The organism is Streptomyces sp. NBC_00988 (assembly GCF_045162645.1).
In the GTDB taxonomy this organism is placed as follows: Bacteria; Actinomycetota; Actinomycetes; order Streptomycetales; family Streptomycetaceae; genus Streptomyces.
Genome location: NZ_CP108730.1, coordinates 148,683 through 166,600 on the forward strand (window position 1 = coordinate 148,683; position 17,918 = coordinate 166,600).

Sequence of the window (17,918 nt, forward strand, 5' to 3'; positions counted from 1 at the left end):
CGTTGCGCATCTGGGCTCGTTGGAAGCGGCCGGCCGGCCGGGACGAGGGCAGTGTCGCGATCGAGGCCGCCATCGTCCTCCCGCCGCTGATCATGTTCCTGTGTCTGGCGATCGCCGGCGGACGCCTCGTCATGTCCGGCGCGAAAATCGACGCGGCGGCCGAGGACGCGGCGCGCGAGGCGTCCATCCACCGCACCGCGGCCGCCGCCCAGGACGCCGCGCACGCGGCCGCCCTCGAGTCTCTGGACGATCAGGGCATCAAGTGCGCATCCGCCAGCGTCAGCGTGAACACGGGCGGGCTCAACGTGCCCGTCGGGCAGGTGGGAACGGTCACCGTGACCGTGAACTGCACCGTCAACCTGTCCGATCTTCTACTGCCAGGTGTGCCCGGCGCCAGGACGCTGACATCGACGGCGACGTCGGTCGTCGATCAGTACCGGCAGCGGGGGGACTGATGATCGCGTGGCTGGCAGCCAGGTACCGGGAGCGGTGGGACGACCGGGGCGGTATCACGATCTTCGTGGCCGTGTGTGTGGTCGCGCTGATCGGCATCATCGGGATCTCCGTCGACGGTGGCAGCAAGATGCGTGCCACCGAACGCGCCGACTACATCGCCGGTGAGGCCGCCCGGGCCGGCGGGCAGGCCATTGACCCGGCCCAGGCCATCACCGGCAAGGCGATCGTGGTCGACCCGCAGGACGCCCAAGCCGCGGCCCAGGCCTATCTCCGCTCGGCCGGCGCCACGGGATCAGTCAGCGTGTCCGGGGACGGCAAGACGCTCAGCGTCACGATCACCGACAGCTATGCCACGAAGTTCCTGCCCGTGGTCGGGATTGGCAGTCTCGCGGTGACCGGCCACGGCGAAGCGACTCTTCTGCACGGCGTCACCGCACCTGAAGGAAACTGAATGCGCACTCCCCACTCCCTCGCGGCAGCTCGTTCCCTCCCGGCCCGGATCGTCACCGCGGCGGGCAGTCTGCTGGTCCTGGCCGGCGCGGTCGCCGGGCTGCCGCTGCTGCTGGCCTGGGTGACCCCCATCTTGTGGGCGTCCAGCCGCGACGACCTCGCCCACTTGCTGGACCGGCAGGACACCGGCGGGGCGTTCCTGCTGCTGCTCGTCGCCGTGGGATGGATCGGGTGGGTGCAGTTCGCGTTCTGTGCCGTACGGGAGTTGAGCGCGCAATTGCGCGGCCTGTCCTGGCACGCTCCGCGCGGGCTGGGGGCCTCGCAGCGCGCCGCGGCCGTCCTGATCGGCGGGATCCTGGTGCTGCTGCCCACCGGTTCCGCGTTGGCCACCCCCGCACAGGCCGCACCCAGTGCCACGGCCGTCCAACTGCCGGGTCAGGTACGCACGGAGAGCCCGGACGCGGACCGTGCGACGGCGGCCAGCGATAGCACGCAGGATGCGACGTACACGGTGCGGGAGGTACGGCCGGCGGAGAGCCTGTGGAGCATCGCCGAGAAGGAACTCGGAGACGGCGAGCGGTGGCGGGAGATCGCCGCCCTCAACGAGGGCCGCACCATGGCGGGCGGCGAGGTCTTCCGCGCGAACAGCTTCCTGCAGCCCGGCTGGCAGCTCAAGATGCCCCACGCCGACTCCACGGCAGAAGGCTTCCATGCGCAGTTGGGCGACGACGCCCCGGCTGTCGCCGACGAAAGTGAGCATGTCGTCACGGTCCACTCGGGCGACTACCTGTCGAAGATCGCGGAGAAGGAGCTCGGCGACGGCAACGAGTGGCCGAAGCTGTACGCGGCCAGCCGCGGCAAGGCTCAGCCCGGCGGGCTGCCCGCCATCACCGACCCGGATGAGGTCTTCGCGGGCCAGGAAGTCACGGTGCCCCGCGTCCAGGCCGACCAGCACGCACCGCCGCGCGACAGTGGCGACGGTGAGAAGGCGGGCAGCCAGGAGGCCACTCCCCCGGCCACCCAGACGCCCGGGGGTCAGAAGCCGGGCGATGCCGCAAGGGATGAGCAGGCTCCGACGCCGGGAACCACCACGGCGCCCGCTCCGGAGTCCACGCCGTCCAGCATCCCGAGCAGCCGTCCCGCCGAGCACCCCGGCCAGGAGCAGTCTCCTTCCGCGACGTCCACGCCCAGCACGAGCTCTGCTCCCTCTGCTGCCTCGCCGTCAGCGTCGTCCGAGGCATCGAGCTCCACTGCCTCCTCCCCCGCCGCCACAGCGTCCGCGACGCCCGTGCCGCCTGCGCCGAGCAGTCCGCTGAACCTGCGCACCGTGCTCGGCGCCGGCGCACTGCTGGCGGCCGCCATCACCGGCGCTCTGGCCCTGCGCAGGACGCTGCAGCGCCGCCGCCGCAAACCGGGCGAGACGATCGCCATCGCGCCGGAACCGTCATCGGCCGAGGCCCAGTTGGCGGCGGCCGCCGAACCCGGCGGCGCTGTTCGCCTGGACGTGGCCCTGCGCACGATGTCCCACCAGGCGGCCCAGGACGAGGCGGACCTGCCGGCGCTGCGGGCCGCGCGGATCGGTGCGCACGCGGTGGAGGTGCTGCCCGAAGATCTCGCTCACAAGCCGCTGGCGCCCTTCACCTCCGGGAAGGCCGGCTGGTGGGTCCTGGCCGACGGCGCCGATCTCCTGGACGAGGAGACGGCCCGTCAGGTGCCGGCTCCGTATCCGGGGCTGGCCACGATCGGCAGCACCGAGGCGGGCGACCTGGTTCTACTCAACCTTGCCCGCGCGCAGGCGGTACTTCTGGACGGCAACCCGGTCCACATCACCGAGGTGTGCGTCTCGATCGCCCTGGAACTCGGGATGAGCCCGTGGGCGAGCGACATCGAGGTCGTCGCCGTCGGGTTCGGTGAGGATCTGCCCCGCCTGCTGCCCACCGCACGGATCGCGCACATGCGGCAGCCCGCGCACGCGCTGCGCGATCTGGGCGAGCGGCTGCTGGAGGCGCACCAGTTGCCCGAGACAAGTCATCAGCCCTATCTGCTGCTGTGCGCATCCTCGTTCGACACGGACACGGCCTGGCAATTCGCCGAGGCCATCGACAAGGCCGCAGCACTGCCCGTCACCCTGATCGCGCCGGCGAGTACCACGGCCGCGCACTTCCCCGAAGCAGAGATCCTCAACGCCTCACTCAGCACACCCCAGCCCCTCGACTCCGTCGGTGCCGACATCACCGTGCAGCGCCTGGAACACGCCGCCTACCAGCAGATCACTGACGCGCTGGCGTTGTCCGCCCAGTCGGCCCACCCGGCCGAGGGGCCCTGGCAGGACGTGCCGGACGAGCCCGACACCGTGGAAACACCCCAGCAGACCACACCCTCAAAGTCCCCGGCCACCCCCGCGGCCGACGACGCCACCACGAGCCCTCCCGTGACGCTGGCAGCGGACAGCGACAGCGGCTTCTTCCCGGCACTGCTAGCCGCCACCACCGACCCATCCACACTCCGACTGCTGCCCACCGCCGGCACGCCGCCTCAGACCAAGGCCGACGAATCGGGTGCCAACTCAGCGGTGTCCTGCGCCGTCCAGGTCCCAGCGACTGACGACCGGGGCGGCGGTGACGGAGCCCCCGTGCCGGAGACCAAGGAGGACTGCGAGGTTCATGACCTGCACGCGCCCGAGATTCGGGTGCTGGGTCCGGTCCACGTGACCGGCGTCGAACACACCGGCCACGGCCCGCGGATGGCACAGCTCGCCGCACTGCTGCACTTTCGGCCCGGCCGGGGCGCCGATGTCCTGTGCTCCGATATGGATCCCATCAGCCCCTGGTCGACCGCCACCCTCAACGCCCGGATGCAGGGACTGCGGGGCGCGTTGGGCAACGACTCCGCTGGCAACCCCTACGTGCCGCGCCGCAAGGCCGGCGACGACCCCTACCGAATCTCCCCCGCCGTGCGCTGCGACTGGAGCCGCTTCCTGCAACTCGTCGAACGCGCCCTGCCGTTGGGACCGCCCGGCCTGGCCGATCTGGAGAAGGCGCTCACTCTGGTGCGGGGTCGGCCGTTCGGCGGCCGCCCCCTGCCATGGGCGGAGCCCTACCAGCAGGAAATGATCACGCGCATCGTCGACGTGGCACACACCGTGGTCACCTACCGCACTCCCGCGGGCCCGCACCACGATCTCAGCGCGGCTCGCCAGGCCGTCGCGACCGGCCTCGAGGTCGACGACACGGCGGAGCTGCTGTACAGGGACTGGCTCCGGATCGAGCACGCGGCAGGTAACCGGCAGGGACTGCACACCGCCATCACCCGTGTCCAGCAGGTGAACCGAGCACTGGACTGCTCACTGGAGCCGGAAACCGAACAACTCATCAACGGCCTCCTCGGCCTACCGCACCCCGACCGGACGCAGCAGTGATGACCACGACCCGACCGGCACCACCGCCCTCATCGCCGACCTACATACCCCCACCAGCCTCTCCTACCAGGCCCAGCCCCAAGCCGGGACAGGGACCGGCCGACGATGCAGCGCAGGCCGACGTCCTCCCACCAGAGCCACGCAGTGCCCCGGCCGCCCTCAGCCGCACCCAGCGAGGACTCATCGGTGTGGTCGTCTCCGGTGGGATGGTCATCGCCGGTATCGGCTTCGCCGGTTCGTACGCCGCCGTGCGCGAGCTCGCCCTGAAGAAGGGCTTCGGGAACTTCGCGTACGTCTTCCCGATCGGCATCGACGCGGGCATCTGTGTCCTGCTCGCCCTCGATCTGCTCCTGACCTGGATCAGGATCCCCTTCCCGCTGCTGCGCCAGACGGCATGGCTGCTGACGGTCGCGACGATCGCGTTCAACGGCGCCGCGGCCTGGCCCGATCCGCTCGGTGTCGGCATGCACGCGGTGATCCCGATCCTGTTCGTGGTCTCGGTGGAGGCGGCCCGGCACGCGATCGGCCGCATCGCCGACATCACGGCCGACAAGCACATGGAGGGCGTCCGGCTCACCCGCTGGCTGCTCTCCCCCATCCCGACGTTCCTGCTCTGGCGCCGCATGAAGCTCTGGGAGCTGCGCTCCTACGAGCAGGTCATCAAGCTGGAGCAGGACCGCCTCGTCTACCAGGCCCGCCTGCACTCCCGCTTCGGCCGCGCCTGGCGCCGCAAAGCCCCGGTCGAGTCCATCATGCCGCTGCGCCTGGCCCGCTACGGCATCCCCCTCTCCCAGAGCACCCCCACCGGCTTCACCACCACCGACATCGAACCCGAACTCCAACCCCCCACATCACAGTTGGAGGCCATTCCCCCCAACAGCACGGTCCCGGTCGACCCCGCCTCGGACAGGTCCGTCACTCAGACAACCCCACCAGAGGCGACGGCACTGCGAGGAGAACAAGTTCCCGGGCCCGAGGACGAGGACAACACGCCTCCCCAACAGCTCCAGCACGTCCAACAATCCAGACCTGACACGAGTTCGCGGTCCTCCGGCATACGGCAGATGGCCGCCCACGACCGCTGCTACAGCCCCGGGGAAAAGGACACTCTGACGGAGGACGCCCACGAGCGCGAAGAGCGGGAGCAAAAGCAACACCGAGAGCAGGAGCAGATGCGCGACGAACCGACCGTCGTAAACACCGGCTTGGACGAAACAGCGTTCGCCGCCACTCTCTCCCGCGCCGCCGCAGAACCACATCAGCCCGGACATTCCCTGCCCGTGGACGCCGTGTCCCAGCCACGACATACGCAGCCCCCGGCCTCCGGCCAGGAACCAGAACCCAACACCCCCGTGCCGCCTACCGGGTTGACGCACGGCCAGTCAACGTCAGGCAACGAGACAGCGCCCCCACGGCACAGCCTCACGCCTGTCGACCGCTACTACCTGGCCTGGCAGAACCTCCACCAACAACTGCACAAGGAACCAGACGCGGCCCAACTGTCCGCATGCCTCGCCACCCAGGGCATCCTCGACCGCAACAACCAGCCCCTCAGGCCCAAGACACTCGCCCGCTACTTCCTACAGTTCCGGATCTACACCATCTGGGCCCAACACCGAGCCCTCGACGACCATCCAGCCCCCGACCACGTTGCCAAAGACCTCGCAAGACACGGCATCACAGCCCAGTACAACCAACCCATCCACACCAACGACCTCGAAAAACACCACCACACCTTCGAACACCGGTGGCAAGCCCTCACCCACCAGGATGCCCGCCGCGAAGATCGTCGCGGGACCATCCCCGCGGGCGCGGGGAGCACACGGCGCCCGTCTTCCGCTTGACGGTCTTCCAGGGACCATCCCCGCAGGTGCGGGGAGCACTGCCCCGACAACCCGAACATGACCAGCCAGTGGGGACCATCCCCGCGGGTGCGGGGAGCACGCCTGTTCGCCGGAGCCGCCGAACATCAGCGTGGGACCATCCCCACGGGTGCGGGGAGCACCCGGCGGTGACGGCCACGAGCACCTTGAGCCAGGGACCATCCCCGCGGGTGCGGGGAGCACGCCGCGGCCTGGCCCATGAACTGCTGGGCCATGGGACCATCCCCGCGGGTGCGGGGAGCACATCACGGCGTCGGCCGCGTTCTTCGCCATCATGGGACCATCCCCGCGGGTGCGGGGAGCACGAATCGACCGTGTGATGGGTCTTGTATTGGCCGGGACCATCCCCGCGGGTGCGGGGAGCACGCCGCTCGGCATCAGATCCCGCTCAGGTTTCCGGGACCATCCCCGCGGGTGCGGGGAGCACCCGGCCATTCAACGAGCCCCCGGTGCCGTCCTGGGACCATCCCCGCGGGTGCGGGGAGCACGTCACTCGTTACCGTAACGCGTGACGATAGACGGGACCATCCCCGCGGGTGCGGGGAGCACGGTGTAGAGCATTTGGTGCCTCCGTCGTTGTCGGGACCATCCCCGCGGGTGCGGGGAGCACTCGTGAATTTCCCTGCTGGCCTGGCCGTCCACGGGACCATCCCCGCGGGTGCGGGGAGCACCATCTCTCTGAACCTCAACGAACCGGAAGCTGGGGACCATCCCCGCGGGTGCGGGGAGCACGACTACCGCGAGGCGATGGGCCTGGACGGCAAGGGACCATCCCCGCGGGTGCGGGGAGCGCAGGGCGGCTTCGTATCCGCGGAGTGCGTCGACGGGACCATCCCCGCGGGTGCGGGGAGCGCTTCCTCGAGCAAGTTCGGCCGGCAGGTAGCTGGGGACCATCCCCGCGGGTGCGGGGAGCGCGGAAGCCGGGGGTGTTGCCCATCCGCTGCCTGGGGACCATCCCCGCGGGTGCGGGGAGCGCCAGGTCGTTCGTGGTCGGCGTGTTTGTTATTCGGGACCATCCCCGCGGGTGCGGGGAGCGCTCCCTTGGGCCGACCCTGGGGGCGCCGGTTGGGGGACCATCCCCGCGGGTGCGGGGAGCGCGGGAAGAAGCCGACACGCTCTGAACCGTCGACGGGACCATCCCCGCGGGTGCGGGGAGCGCACTTCTCGACCTGCTGCTTTACCCGTGACCTACTGGCTTCTCTAGCACTTGCACTGGTTCCGGCATCTGCCGCATATCCCGCTTATTGGTCCTCAGCTCTTCATGAAGCGACGCCGTTTGGCGGCGTTGCTCCAGCCGGGTTTGGGCGTGTTGTTGGTGGAGGGAGTGTTGGGGTCGGGGCGGCGAATAAGGGTCAGGCCCTCGTGGTCGATTGGGTGCCAACTGTGGTCGTGGGTGCGGAAGGTGAAGCCCTGTTCGTTGTTGGTGGTGTGGGCGAGGAGGGCGCGGCCCTGTCCGGCGTATTGCTGGACTTCGTTCCAGAGGGCGTCTCGGATGCGGGCGGAGGGGTTGCCGATGAAGACGCCGGCGGAGATTTCGAGGAGCCAGCGGGTGAGGAACCCGCGTAGTCCAGGCGGGCAGTTGGTGAGGACGATCACGGTCACCAGGGCACCGCCTCCACGTCACTCGCGTCCGCGCCCCCGTAGTTGTATCCCGAGGCCACTTCCTGGCCTCGGTCGCTCTGGAGCGTGACGCGGTCCTGTTCTTCGTCGGCGCGGTGGGCGTCCGTGCCGGTGGTGTCCGACACGAGGAGGCCCTTGATGTCGTCAACGCAGCGGTCCAGCAGGGATGTTGCGTTGATGCGGTCTCGTAGGGCGCGGCGGGTGCGGGCGCCGACGTCCTCTTCGTCTTCCGCGGCGATGTCGAAGGCGAGGGGGATGCCGATCTCGGTTTTGTACAGGTCGGCGATGTCGAGGACGAAGGAGAGTTCGTGGCCGGAGTGGACGAAGCCGAGTGCGGGGGTGCAGCCGAGGGAGGCGACGACGGCGTGGGCGATGCCGTACATGCATTGTGCGGCGGCGGTCACGGCCTGGTTGACGGGGTCGCCGCTGGTGAAGTCGCCGGGGGTGTATTTGCGGCCTCGCCAGGGGATGCCGGTGCGGGCGGCGTGTTCGCGGTAGCAGTCCTTGACGCGTCGGCCTTCGCGGCCCAGGAGTTCTTGCCGGGTGAGTCCGGCGGGGTCTTCGTCGGGAAAGCGCAGGCGGTACATGGCGCGTGCGACGGCGAGGCGGGTGCGGGGGTTGGCCCATTTCAGGGCCTGGGCCTCGGCGAGTGCGGAGGAGCGGGTCAGTGCGCGGCCGCTGGCGTAGTAGCGCACTGCGTTCTCGCCGACCCAGGCGACGGCTGCTCCGGTCTCGCCGAGGACGCTCATCGCCTGGTGGGTGATGCGTGTGCCGGGGCCTAGGAGGAGGGTGCCGATGGTGGCGGAGGGGATGTGGGTGGTGCCGTCGGCGTCCTCGGCGGTGATGGCGTTGGCGTCCCGGTGGACGGTGCAGCGTTCGAGGTAGATGAAGGAGAGGCGCTCGCTGGTGCGGGTGAGGTGGCGTGGGGTGAGGGCGGCGCGGCGGCCGACGGTGCTCACGGGGTGCGCTCACTTGTGGTGGGGAGTGGGGCGAGGGTCATCAGTCCGCAGCCGTAGGCCTTGGCCTTGCCGAGGCCCTGGGCGAGGGTGCGGCGCAGCAGGTCGGGGTCGGTGATCTGGAGGCGGCCGTCGAAGGTGACGGCGACCAGGGTGACCGGCTTGCGTCCGGGCGTGTTGTCGCTGCGGGACTTGGCGAAGGACAGGTTGCGCTGGTCGCGGACGGTGAGTTCGTAGCGGTCGCCGTGGTGGACGGCCTTGTGGTGCGTGGTGCCGCCGGGCAGCAGTCGCTTGGTGTCGGGTTTTTCGCAGATGCGGAATCCGCAGCGTTCCTGGCGGTCGAGGAGCCATGCCATCTGATGGACCGGGGTGAGGTGGGCGGTCCTTTTGATCGGTTCGTCGTCCTTGCGGCGGATGTGGTGCAACGGGTTGGCGGTGAGCCGAAACGCCCAGGTGGTGTCCCGGCTGAGGCGGTCGAGGAAGGGGGCGTAGGGCCGGGTCTGCCAGCCGGGTTTGTCCGGGTCGGCCGCCGCGGCGGCCGGCCATCCGGCCTGTTCGACGAGGTGGGTCAGGTCGGGGCGGTCGGGACTGACCACGTACAGGAAGACCTCGGCGGCGGCGTTGTGGTCCAGGCGCCACAGCACCCGCGGGCCCTCGGACGGCGGGGCCGGGTCGGCCGAGGTCGTGGGCAGGATGTGGGGGAACGACGACATCACGGCTGCGTGCAGGGACTGGGGGGAGGCGAGGAGGCGCCGGGCGCCGGGGCGCCTGGTGTTGATACGGAAGCGGGACAGGTACATCAGGCGCTCTCCTCCAAAGCGGCGAACGGGTCGTGCCGGGGTACGGACCTGGGTGTCGAGGCGGTCCTGGCGCTGGGGTTGGGCACCTCTACGGTCGTGGTGACCACGGTGCGCAGGGCGTGTTGGCGGTGTTCGGCGGCGAAGCTGAGGGGCTGGTCGCGCAGCAGGTCGGCGTCGGGTTCGCCGGGACGGGCTTCGCGCAGCACGGTCAGGGAGACGGTCGCGTCGCGGCGGCGCTGTGTGCGGTACCAGGCGGAGGCCTGCCAGGGCTCCGCCTGGAGTGCCTGGGCGAGGTCGGTGCCGTGGTGCAGGCCGAGGCGGACCGGGTGGGCCGGTGGGCAGGAGCGTCGGCCGAGGTAGGGCGCGTGGACGGGGTGGTGCAGGGCGGCGTCGAGTTCGTCGAGGAGTGCGTCCTCGCCCTCGACCGCGGCGACGAATGCGGCGTCGGCGAGGTAGTAACGCTCGGACAGCGGCATCGACTTGCCGGTGTCGGCGTGGTGGGCGGTCTGGAAGTCCCGGATCCGGGTGCCGGGTTGGTCGATGCGGACGCCGAAGCGGAGCTGGGCCAGGTGGGCGAGTGTCTCGTCGTCGCCGCGGTCCATGCCTCGGGCCGCGGCGAGCATGCCGATCACGCCGCTCTTGGTGGGGGCGGACTCGGTGGTGCGGCGGGCGAACCGGGCGGAGGCCCCCCATGCTTGCAGGGGGCCTGCCAGCCGCAGGGTCAGCACGCTCATGCGGGCTTGTCCATGCGCTCGGCCACGGCCTGGCCGACCGTCTCGACGAGGGCGGAGAGGCTGGGGGTCTCCTGGCCGATGCCGGCGAGCTTGTCGGTGGCGGCTCCCACGCGCAGGACCCAGGTCAGGGTGGACTGCTCATCGCCGTAGGCCCGTTCGATCTCGGGGATGTACTCGGCCAGGCGGGTAGAGGCCTCGCGCAGATGTCCGCCGCCCGCTTCGGCGCTCACCGGTTCTTCGAAGGCGGCGACGAAGCTGATGGGCCGGGTGGTGCGGAGTTTGACGACGACGGCGTCCGGCAGGGTGTGGTGCCCGAACGTGTTGATTTTTCCCTTGGGCAGGGAGGCGACGAAGGCGTGCACGAACGCCTCGACGGCGCGGCGGACGGGGGTGGTGACGGGTTCGTCATCGCGCAGTCCTTCGCCGAGGTTGGCGGCGAGCTGGTGCACGCTGACGGCGGCGTAGCGGTAGAGGGTCGCGGAGTTGAAGTCGACCGTTCCGATCATTCCGGCGCCGGTCTCGGCGTCGGTGTTCTTGTCGTCGACGGCCGTGTAGTAGTCGGACTCGTTGTCCACGCGGTGCACGCTGATGGCGTGGGCGACCTGGGTGGCTGCGTCGACGTTGAAGTCGGTCGAGTCGGCGACCATGCGCCCGAACAGGGCGATGTCGACGGAGTGGCGGGTGTCCGCGATCTGTTTGGCGCGCGCCTTGTTGTCCTTGTCCTTCAGGTACGCCGTGATGTCGGCGGCGCCTTCGATCGCGAGCGCGGCCAGGCCGTCGAGCTGCCGGGCACTGAGGAACATCAGATACTTGGACTGCGGCGCCACCTCCTCCACCTTCTCGCCCGCCGCTTCGGCTTTCGCCGTGCGCGCTTTGCGCTCCGGTACCACCATCTTCGAGCCGGTGGCCGTCTCGATCACCTCGACCGCCAGCAACAGCGCGTCAGCGTCCTTGATCGACGCGTCGAGAGTGGTGATGCGGTCCGCGAGAATCTCTGCGACCTTCTTCGTCCTCACGCCCAGTTCGCTCGGGTCGAGCAGGTTCTCGGCGCCGAAGTACTCGCGGGTGACACGCTTCCAGGCCTGGCTGGAGACCCTGGCCCGCGGGATGCCGCCGTAGACGGCCGACTTCGGGGCGCCGGTGTCATCGCGGTTGAGGTTGCTGGGCGGCACGGTCTGCAGGGCGTGCACGTCGAGGAAGATGCGGTTCACGAGGCGTCCTTGGTCGTGTCGGAGTCAGAAGCAGGGCCTGTGGCGGGAGTTGATCCGGCCCGGTCACCGGGATCGGGCTCGGAGTCCTTGGCCGGGCGGTAGGCGTGGAAGGAGCGGCCCCATGCGCGGCGTACGTCGTCCCGGCCGCCCGGCCGCTGCCAGTGGCACAACTGCCCGGCGAGCAGGGCGTAGTCGAGGGGAATGTCCTCGCGGCGCAGGAGCAGCACGATCTCCCGCAGCCGTTGTGCCAGTGAGGGAAGGTCCGGGGCGTGGCCGGCGCGGACGAGGCGTTTGAGGATCGTCTCGTCGATGTCCCCCTTGGGCATGAGCCGGCGGACGGCGGATCCCAGACCGGTGGGTGCGTCCTTGCGGTCGGTGCGGTGCATGCCGGTTCCGCGGGACTGCTGGTGCAGGGCCCACAGGGTCAGAGCGACGTGCACGGCGTCTTCGGCACGGGCCAAGTCGTCCTCGCGCGGGGGCAGTCCGCCCTCGTGCGTCGGGTCGTGCAGGGGGCCGGTGTCGATCAGTCCCCACAGGTCCGGAACCTGGTGGACGTCCTTGCCGGCACCGCGGCGCAGCCGGGCCAGGGCCGCCACCGCGCGCGGCTGGTCGCTCAAGTAGCCCCGCTGCAGGCCGTTGATGTTCGTGGCGGTGATCTGCCCGACCCGTTCCGGAAGAGCGACGAAGGTGGGAGTGGTCACGAGCGTGCCCTATCTGTGGGGAGTCCTGCGTCGGCTGCGTCGGAGTCGGTGCCGGAAGGCTGCTGCTCGTCGGCCTCGGGACCGGCAGAGTCCGAAAGGCCCAGGGCGTCGCCGAGCCGATACCGGAACCACCCTTCGGCGTAGGCGGAGTTGAACCACACGGCACCCTTGGGGGTAGTCACGATGCGGCCCTCCCACGCGGCGTCTCCAGCCTCGGCCAGCAGCTCGTCGCCGAGCCGGCGGATGATGCGACGGGTCCGGCGTCGCCAGAGCGTGCGCTGCTCGTCGGGGTCCGCGGCATCGGCCAGCGTGCGCAGCCAGAGGCGGTACGGATCGTCCAGGGCCGCGAAGCCGCGTTCGCGGGCCCTGCTGCGGGGCCCGTCCGTCTGCGTGCCGGCGGCCCGCGCCAGGTCGGTGGCGAGGTCTCCGAGAACGGTGACGGCGCGCTCGGCGTCCCCCACTGCGTCGATCGCCTGCTGCGCGTACTCCCGGTCCTGACGGTGCAGCAGCAGGACCGCCATGGCCAGGTGGTCGTCGACGATCTCGTCGATCACCGACTGCTGGGTGCCGTACACCGCGCCGACCACCCGCGTCCGGATCAGGAACCCGCGGGGCAGTTCTCCCTCGGTGACCAGCCGGGCGACCCACTCCAGGATCCCGGGACGCAGCGCGGACGCGGCCTGCGCCCCCTGGCCGGCGACCTCCCGCTCAGCAATCAGCGAGGCCAGACCGCGCCACACGGCCCGCGAGGGATCGTGCTCCCGGGGCAGGTAGACCAGAGCCTCGCCGCGCTTCTTCTCCTGCGCCTTGCTGCGCCGCCACGCGGTCATGGGCTCGCGCGTGTGCAGGTTGTGCGCGGTGAGCGGGTCACCGTAGCCGAGGACGACGCCCTGGGCGCCATGCTCGTCGAAGTGAAGCCGCAGCCGGCGCGTCTGCCAGGTGTACAGATCCCGTACGCCCGAGGGGTGCCGATCCGCAGCGGCTGTGGAACCGCACGGCTCGCGTCGCCAGGCCGGACGGTCGTCGCCGTCGATGCGCACCCCGGTGGTGTCCGCGGCGACCAGGTTGAGCAGCAGCGTCTCGCGCAGGGTGTCGCCCTCGACGAAGACCCCGCCCAGGGCGCCCGCCCAGCCCACCCCGAGCGGGTACACCTTGCCGTTCTTGGCACGGGCGTCGCCGACGGTGCCGGTCTTGATGCCTGAGGTGTCGTAGGCGTGGGCGTGCACCACCCAGCGGGCGGCCTCCGCGAAGGCGAGCCGGTCCACCGCAGGCATCCGGGAGGTGAAGAACGGATCCCCGTTGGGGACGTCGGCGACGATCCGGTTCAGCGAGAACACCTCGTCGCGCGCTGTGCGCAAATCCGCCACCTGGAAGAACGGGGTACGCGGATGCAGCAGGTCGAACCGGCCGAGGTGCGTATCGAAGTACGCCGGGAGCGGCGCGAAGCAGTCGTCGTCCGCCCACAGCTCCGCCCAATCCTCGGTGTCACGCGGGCCGTCCAGGGCGTCGTGGACCACGGCCAGCAGCAGCCGCAGCAGGGCGAACTCCTGGGTGGGCACATCGCCGACGATCCGGCGCAGGCCGTGGGCCTGGGCGAACACTTCCCGCAGGGACAACTCGTCCGACGTGCCGTCCCGCCGCAGAACCGGGATCCAGGGCCGCGAAGTCAGGTCGAACGATAACGGGCCGTTCGCACGACTTTCACTGGTGTCAGACACGCGTCACCTCAAGGCCGTCGGAGGGGCTGTAGCGGAGTTGGAACCCTGCCAGACGGGTCTGACAATCGGCGTCCAGCGCGAGAATCAGCTGGCCGGCCAGCCAGTGACTGTCCTTCACCTGCCAGGCGGGAACGTAGAGTTCCTCCAGCTCGGCGATGGCGCGGTCCATCACCTCCGCATACGAGAACTGGGTCGGCAGCCGCAGCCCGCAGGCCGCCGCTGCTCTCGCCGCCCCAGGCGCGGGAGGCCGGTCCAGGGGTAGCTCCAGGCCGGCCTTGTCCGGGGCGATCCAGTCCACGGTGGCCAGCGACCCGTCGGGGCGCCGCTGCACGACCACGACCTCCAGACTCTCCCTGCTGTCACGGACCTGGGCCCGGCCCGCACGCGTGTCGTCCGCGTCCCCCACCCCGGCCGCCACCCAGCCGATCAGCGCGCGCCCCGGCCGGCCCACCGCGTCCAGCCGGAACGCACCGGCCCGCTCGGCCTGGTCCTTGCGATGCTCCTCGTACCGCTGCCACGCCGCGTCCATCGCCTCCGCCCAGCCGGCCGGAGCGGCCGCGCCTTCCGTATACGCGCTCTGCACCAACGGGCTGATGTCCTGCGGCAGCCGCACCGGCCGACGCGGACCGTCGAGGTGCTCCAGCAGGACAGCGGCCGAGCGCAACAGCCCATAAGCGCCGTACACGGCAACAGAGCCCCGTACCGGAACCGGCACCTGCCCCGTCCAGTCGACGCCGGTCACCAGGCAGCGCGCCGTACGCAGTCGCCGTGGACGCTCCACCTGGCCCTCGCCCCGTTCATGGCGGTGCAGACGCCCCATGCGCTGCAGCAACAGGTCGACCGGGCACAGATCGCTCACCAGCAGGTCGAAGTCGACGTCCAAGGACTGCTCGGCCACCTGGCTGGCCACCACGACATGCGGTCCGCGCGGACGCTCCCGGCTCTTGCCCGGCGGCCCGAACCGGGCGAGCAGACCGGCATCGTTCGCCGCCCGGTCCACGTCGATGAAGCGCGAATGGGCGACCGTCACGGCGTCGTCGCCGAACCGCTCACGCAAAACCCGCGCCGTCTCCAGAACGCGGTTGACGGTGTTGCGCACCACCAACGCGCAGCCCCCGCCCTCCAGTTCGACGGCCAGCCGGTCCGCCAGGACACCGAGGTCGTCATCGAAGCGCTCCAGATGAACCGATGTCCCGCGGGCCGATGTCTGCGGGCACTCGACGACAGGGGCGCCGCCCGGCGCCACCACGGTCAGCAGCGGATAGGCGTCCGCCTGCGCCACCGCCTCGAACTCCTCGACACCGACGGCGCTTTCGACGCCCGCATACGCTTCGGCCAACTGCCGCCTGCGCCCGGCGGGCAGCGTCGCCGACAACACCACCACCGGCACCCGGTAGGCCCCCAGCCACGACAGCACCCGGTCCAGATAGGCACTCATGTACGTGTCGTAGGCGTGCGCCTCGTCGATCACCACGACCTTTCCCGCAACAGCCAGGTGCCGCAGCGCCAGATGCCGGCTCTTCAGCCCCGCGAACAGCAACTGGTCGACCGTGCCCACGACGAACGACGACAACATCGCCTTCTTACGCCCCCGCAACCACGCGTGCGCCACGAGTTCGGCCGACGCGACCCGCTTCTCATCCGCAGGCCGCCAAGGACGTTCTTCCCCATCCACCTCGACGGCGGCGATCCGCTGCGCGCCCTTGCGCATCAGATCCGCGTAGTCGTCGTTGAGAGCCGCCTTCGAATGCGCCAGCAACGCCGACAGCCGCGTGCCGTCCGCCGCAGGAAGCCGCTTCAGCCAGTCCAGCAGCCGCGGAAACATCGCATTGCCCGTGGCCATCGTCGGCAGCGCGAAGAACACCCCGCCCGCACCCGCCCGTGCCGCGAACACCTCCGCCACCGCCAGCGCCGCCTCCGTCTTCCCCTCCCCCATCGGCGCCTCGATCACCATCAGCCCCGGGACAGACATCCTGCGCGCCAGCCGGACCGCCGCCTCCTGCACCGGCCGCACCACGGCCCCCGGCGGCAGGTCGAACCGCGTACCGAACAACTCCCCCACGTCCGCCGGTGGTTCCTCGGCGTGCCACGGCCCGGGCAGGCGAAGCCCTTCCCACGCAGCCGCCACCCGCTCGGCACCCGAGCGATGAACCGCCTGCGGAAAATACGGAAACAGATCAGGGTTGCTGGCGATCCAGTCGGCAACGATCACCAGCGCCGACAGCAGCACCTGCACCGGCTGCGGCAGCTTTACCGCCTGCCACACCGCAAGCCGCTCCCGCACACCGAACTCATCGGCGCACGCGTCCAACAACTCCTCCTGCACCCGCCGCCACAACGCCCGGCTCGCCCCCGGCGTCCGCAACAGATGAGGGCGGTCGTCCAGACCTTTCAGCTGCCCGTGGGCGGGCATCACACCGTGATGCCCGCCCACCACCACCGCGAACTGAGCCGACTGCCGCCCCGCCCAGCCGTGCCGCTCCTCCAGCCACTGCGCCAACAGCACCTGCCCGGCCATGCCGTGCGGAGCCAACCGTCGGTCCGGCCCGAACTGCCGCCGCGTCCTCATCTCCAGACCCTGCGCACGCATCACATCGGCGAGCTGGTCGACCTGGCACGCGAACGCCGGCGTCGCCTTGCCGATGTCGTGCACACCCGCCAGCCACACCGCCAGCCGCCGGCCATCCCGCTCACCACCCGGCAACGCCCCGGATATCAAAGCCCGTACGTTCGCGGGCAGCCACCGGTCCCACAACAGCCCCGCCACGGCAGCGCTGTCGTCCATGTGCCGCCACAACGGCAACCAGCCCTCACTGTCCCGGTCATGCTTCGCCCACACCGACCGCACCGGCCCCACAAGCCGATCCCCCAACCCGCACTCCCCGTCACCCGCCATCCCAGATACATACAGGCCGATACCGCCCGCCAACTCCCCCTTCGGCAAACCCGACTCCCACCGCGACCGGAATTCCCCGGCTCCACACACCGGTGGGCTTGCCGTCGTACAATCCGCTGTCGGCCCACGAGTTGACGACCAACAACCAACAGATCCACACCCCATGACCGAAATGACCGACTCGGTGAAAGTCCCTCAGAACCACGCTCGACAGCCATGACACTGCAGGTCACCGAGTCTGCTCCCCGCACCCGCGGGGTTGGTCCCTACATCCGCTACGTCCGAGCACTTCAGACCGGCTGCTCCCCGCACCCGCGGGGTTGGTCCCGGGTAACGCACGGCAAGGGCGACCAGGTGGTGGCTGCTCCCCGCACCCGCGGGGTTGGTCCCAGACCTGGCGGGTCTTCGAGGCCGTCGACTACCTGCTCCCCGCACCCGCGGGGTTGGTCCCCTGCGGTAGAACAGGCCCTCGTGCATCGCCTTCTGCTCCCCGCACCCGCGGGGTTGGTCCCTACAACAGCGCGCCGTACCGCACCACGACCCTCTGCTCCCCGCACCCGCGGGGTTGGTCCCTCCGCCTGCTCACCCAGATCCAGAGACGCCGTCTGCTCCCCGCACCCGCGGGGTTGGTCCCATGTGCAAGAACCTGTCGATCGCCGTCCAGGACTGCTCCCCGCACCCGCGGGGTTGGTCCCGACATCGTTGATGCCCTTCTGCTTCGCCTCGGCTGCTCCCCGCACCCGCGGGGTTGGTCCCGATCAGCGACCTCGAGGCGTGGCTCACCCCCGCTGCTCCCCGCACCCGCGGGGTTGGTCCCTACGAGGACATCGAGACCTCCGGCACCGACCTCTGCTCCCCGCACCCGCGGGGTTGGTCCCTCCCCAGTCCAGGGCGGGGTGCTGACGGTGCGCTGCTCCCCGCACCCGCGGGGTTGGTCCCAGGCTGATCTGTGTCATCGCCACCGCCTTTTCCTGCTCCCCGCACCCGCGGGGTTGGTCCCTCCGGTCCCGTGCTCCCCGCACCCGCGGGGATCTGCTCCCCGCACCCGCGGGGTTGGTCCCCGAAGAGATGGGAC

Annotated in this window: 11 protein-coding genes, 1 pseudogene and 2 CRISPR repeat arrays (1 of these 14 only partly in view); of the genes and pseudogenes, 4 read left to right on the forward strand and 8 right to left on the reverse strand. The window is 70.5% G+C overall.

Going from position 1 to position 17,918, the window contains the following annotated elements:
- Window positions 1-2: 2 nt before the first annotated feature.
- From OG496_RS00705 to OG496_RS00720, 4 genes and pseudogenes are all read left to right on the forward strand, one after another.
- Window positions 3-455: a TadE/TadG family type IV pilus assembly protein gene (locus tag OG496_RS00705; protein ID WP_405969080.1), complete on the forward strand. Its 453-nt coding sequence runs from the start codon at window positions 3-5 to the stop codon at window positions 453-455.
- Complete coding sequence (locus tag OG496_RS00710; protein WP_405969081.1) at window positions 455-907, forward strand: TadE/TadG family type IV pilus assembly protein; 453 nt, start codon at window positions 455-457, stop codon at window positions 905-907. Before OG496_RS00705 ends, OG496_RS00710 begins: the two co-directional genes overlap by 1 nt.
- Entirely contained in the window at window positions 908-4,324 is a 3,417-nt protein-coding gene (locus tag OG496_RS00715; RefSeq protein ID WP_405969082.1) for a hypothetical protein, read from the forward strand. It begins immediately after the preceding gene.
- Between the two features lie 206 nt (window positions 4,325-4,530).
- Window positions 4,531-5,181, forward strand: a pseudogene (locus OG496_RS00720) (DUF2637 domain-containing protein); the annotation flags it as partial.
- Between the two features lie 936 nt (window positions 5,182-6,117).
- A CRISPR array of direct repeats spans window positions 6,118-7,366; the repeat unit is 29 nt; unit sequence GGGACCATCCCCGCGGGTGCGGGGAGCGC.
- Between the two features lie 92 nt (window positions 7,367-7,458).
- On the opposite strand, the gene cas2e reads toward OG496_RS00720, so the two are convergent.
- From cas2e to cas3, 8 genes are read right to left on the reverse strand one after another with little or no spacing between them, the layout of a single operon-like run.
- Window positions 7,459-7,809: a type I-E CRISPR-associated endoribonuclease Cas2e gene (gene cas2e / locus OG496_RS00725; protein ID WP_405969083.1), complete on the reverse strand. Its 351-nt coding sequence runs from the start codon at window positions 7,807-7,809 to the stop codon at window positions 7,459-7,461.
- Complete coding sequence (gene cas1e, locus OG496_RS00730; protein WP_405969084.1) at window positions 7,806-8,786, reverse strand: type I-E CRISPR-associated endonuclease Cas1e; 981 nt, start codon at window positions 8,784-8,786, stop codon at window positions 7,806-7,808. The genes cas2e and cas1e overlap by 4 nt, the downstream gene beginning before the upstream one ends.
- Window positions 8,783-9,583 (reverse strand): type I-E CRISPR-associated protein Cas6/Cse3/CasE, encoded by an 801-nt coding sequence (gene cas6e, locus OG496_RS00735; protein ID WP_405969085.1) that lies wholly within the window; start codon window positions 9,581-9,583, stop codon window positions 8,783-8,785. Before cas6e ends, cas1e begins: the two co-directional genes overlap by 4 nt.
- Window positions 9,583-10,317 (reverse strand): type I-E CRISPR-associated protein Cas5/CasD, encoded by a 735-nt coding sequence (gene cas5e / locus OG496_RS00740; protein WP_405969086.1) that lies wholly within the window; start codon window positions 10,315-10,317, stop codon window positions 9,583-9,585. The genes cas6e and cas5e overlap by 1 nt, the downstream gene beginning before the upstream one ends.
- Window positions 10,314-11,528 (reverse strand): type I-E CRISPR-associated protein Cas7/Cse4/CasC, encoded by a 1,215-nt coding sequence (gene cas7e, locus OG496_RS00745; RefSeq protein WP_405969087.1) that lies wholly within the window; start codon window positions 11,526-11,528, stop codon window positions 10,314-10,316. Before cas7e ends, cas5e begins: the two co-directional genes overlap by 4 nt.
- The gene (gene casB, locus OG496_RS00750; RefSeq protein WP_405969088.1) at window positions 11,525-12,229 is read right to left on the reverse strand and encodes a type I-E CRISPR-associated protein Cse2/CasB; all 705 of its coding nucleotides are present in this window, start codon (window positions 12,227-12,229) and stop codon (window positions 11,525-11,527) included. Before casB ends, cas7e begins: the two co-directional genes overlap by 4 nt.
- Entirely contained in the window at window positions 12,226-13,947 is a 1,722-nt protein-coding gene (gene casA, locus OG496_RS00755; protein ID WP_405969089.1) for a type I-E CRISPR-associated protein Cse1/CasA, read from the reverse strand. The genes casB and casA overlap by 4 nt, the downstream gene beginning before the upstream one ends.
- The gene (cas3, locus tag OG496_RS00760) at window positions 13,940-16,732 is read right to left on the reverse strand and encodes a CRISPR-associated helicase Cas3' (protein ID WP_405969090.1); all 2,793 of its coding nucleotides are present in this window, start codon (window positions 16,730-16,732) and stop codon (window positions 13,940-13,942) included. Before cas3 ends, casA begins: the two co-directional genes overlap by 8 nt.
- A 349-nt stretch (window positions 16,733-17,081) precedes the next feature.
- A CRISPR array of direct repeats spans window positions 17,082-17,918; the repeat unit is 29 nt; unit sequence CTGCTCCCCGCACCCGCGGGGTTGGTCCC; it runs 1,146 nt beyond the window's last position.